The sequence below is a fragment of the Ruegeria sp. BHSB058 genome (genome assembly GCF_059613285.1).
The window spans coordinates 1-1,607 of sequence record NZ_JBXWSF010000183.1 but is presented as its reverse complement, the minus strand read 5'-3'; the positions used below and the strand labels follow the sequence as shown (position 1 = coordinate 1,607).

At 50.7% G+C, this 1,607-nt stretch carries 1 protein-coding gene and 1 pseudogene; both read right to left on the bottom strand.

Features of this window, described 5'->3' with window-relative positions:
- Positions 1–180: pseudogene (locus tag AC2FNB_RS21205) on the bottom strand (TRAP transporter small permease subunit); the annotation flags it as partial.
- Positions 181–251: 71 nt separating this feature from the next.
- Positions 252–1,283, bottom strand: a complete 1,032-nt coding sequence (locus tag AC2FNB_RS21200) for a TRAP transporter substrate-binding protein (protein ID WP_496748703.1) — start codon at positions 1,281–1,283, stop codon at positions 252–254.
- Between the last annotated feature and the right edge of the window lie 324 nt (positions 1,284–1,607).

The following is a 1,607-nucleotide window of genomic DNA, read 5'->3' as shown; positions in this document are numbered from 1 at the left end:
GATTGTCGGTGCGTTGAAGACGTATCGGAGGAAAACCTCAACGATAAGAATGCCCGCGGACACGAGAATTGAAATCGAAAAAAATTGGCTGACTACCCCAATAACCTTCCCGAGCGCACCTGCCTCGGGGATAGTCTTTGTACCATCATGTTCGTGAACTTGTGTTTCGTCGGATTCCAAACCGATGCCCTCACCAGCATACAGTATGAGCGGCCCGCGCACAGGCCGCTCGATTGCCTTTGCGGCATTGATTAGTTTGCGGTCAGAAGCCCTTGGTCGTTCAGGTAAGCTACGAGTGTGTCGTATACCTTCTGAGCATTTGCAGATTTACTTGCGACAGAAGTCCACTCACCAGTGGCGATCGTGCGGAAACGAGCGCGCTCAGCTGCTGGCCAGTTTGTGACAGACACGCCATTTGCGACAGCATCCGCAACAGCTTTCAGGTCTTTCATGGCAAGCTGGTTCACTTCCTGGAAGGCCAGTTCACGAACGGCGAGTTGCATGATCGCCTGCAAATCTGCGGGCATTTTGTCCCAAGTTGCTTTTGTGATCGCAACTTCCATGGTCGGCATTGAGTGGAAGCCAGGGTACACCGGATGGCGCGCCACATCGTGAAGGCCTGCCTCGTGGTTGCCGGAGAAGACCGTCGCATCAGCTGCATCGATCACGCCTTTGTCGAGTGACGTAAACACTTCAGAGAAAGGTAGGTTCACAGGCGCAGCACCAGCAGCGGCAAAGATTTGTTGAACCAAGCCTTCTGGAGCACGCATTTTCAGACCCTTTAGATCATCTACACCGTTCAGTTCCTTATTGGATGCAAAAGCTTCGAGGCCTGGCGTGATGACACCAATCACCTGAAGGCCATAAGGGTTCTGAAGTTCATTTGCGAGGTCAAGACCACCACCAAACTCAAAGAAACGCAGCATTTCTTCTGGTGAGGACCACGCACCCACTGGGTTGCCAAGCAGCGCGAAGGCAGCGTCTTTACCGGCCCAATAGGACATGTCTGTGATGTGGCCATCAAGGATGCCTGAAGAAACTGCATCTTGTGTTTCGCGGTAGCCGACCACAGCATCAACCGGGAGCAACTCGAGCTCAACGCGGCCACCGGTTACAACTTCAATGGTCTCTGCCCAAGCAGATTGAATCTGGAATGTCGGAGAGCCCGCCGGATCAGAAGACTGGAATTTTAGTGTGAATTCTTGTGCGTAAGCTGCCCCTGCAGCCAAGGTGATGCCTGCGAGTACAGTTGCAGCGCCGGCGAGATTTTTAAGCAATTTCATTGCCAATTCCTCCCTAAGTTTAGTTTTCGTCCGGGCCTCCTGATCTCCTCCGATCCAAAGTTTCCCCGGCGTTTGTAGCAATCCAAAAAGCTTCTTGCTCTCGGATATGGTATACCATATACATTGTGATAGCCAAACTGTCGAGACGTTACAAAACTTTTTTCAGTGGATTCGAGATCTGATGGGTTTTGATTTCAGCAGCAAAAGCAGATAAAATCGAGCTGTAGCTGCCTCACTTTTCTGAATAATCAAGCAGATTAAGTAATCAACAGCTTGTATGGAGGGAAGACAACAGTTGAGCGTTTTGGTATACACAATTATACT

Coding starts and splice junctions, on each gene's coding strand:
- AC2FNB_RS21200 (WP_496748703.1), bottom strand. CDS start 1,283: ATGAAATTGCTTAAAAATCTCGCCGGCGCTGCAACTGTACTCGCAGGC.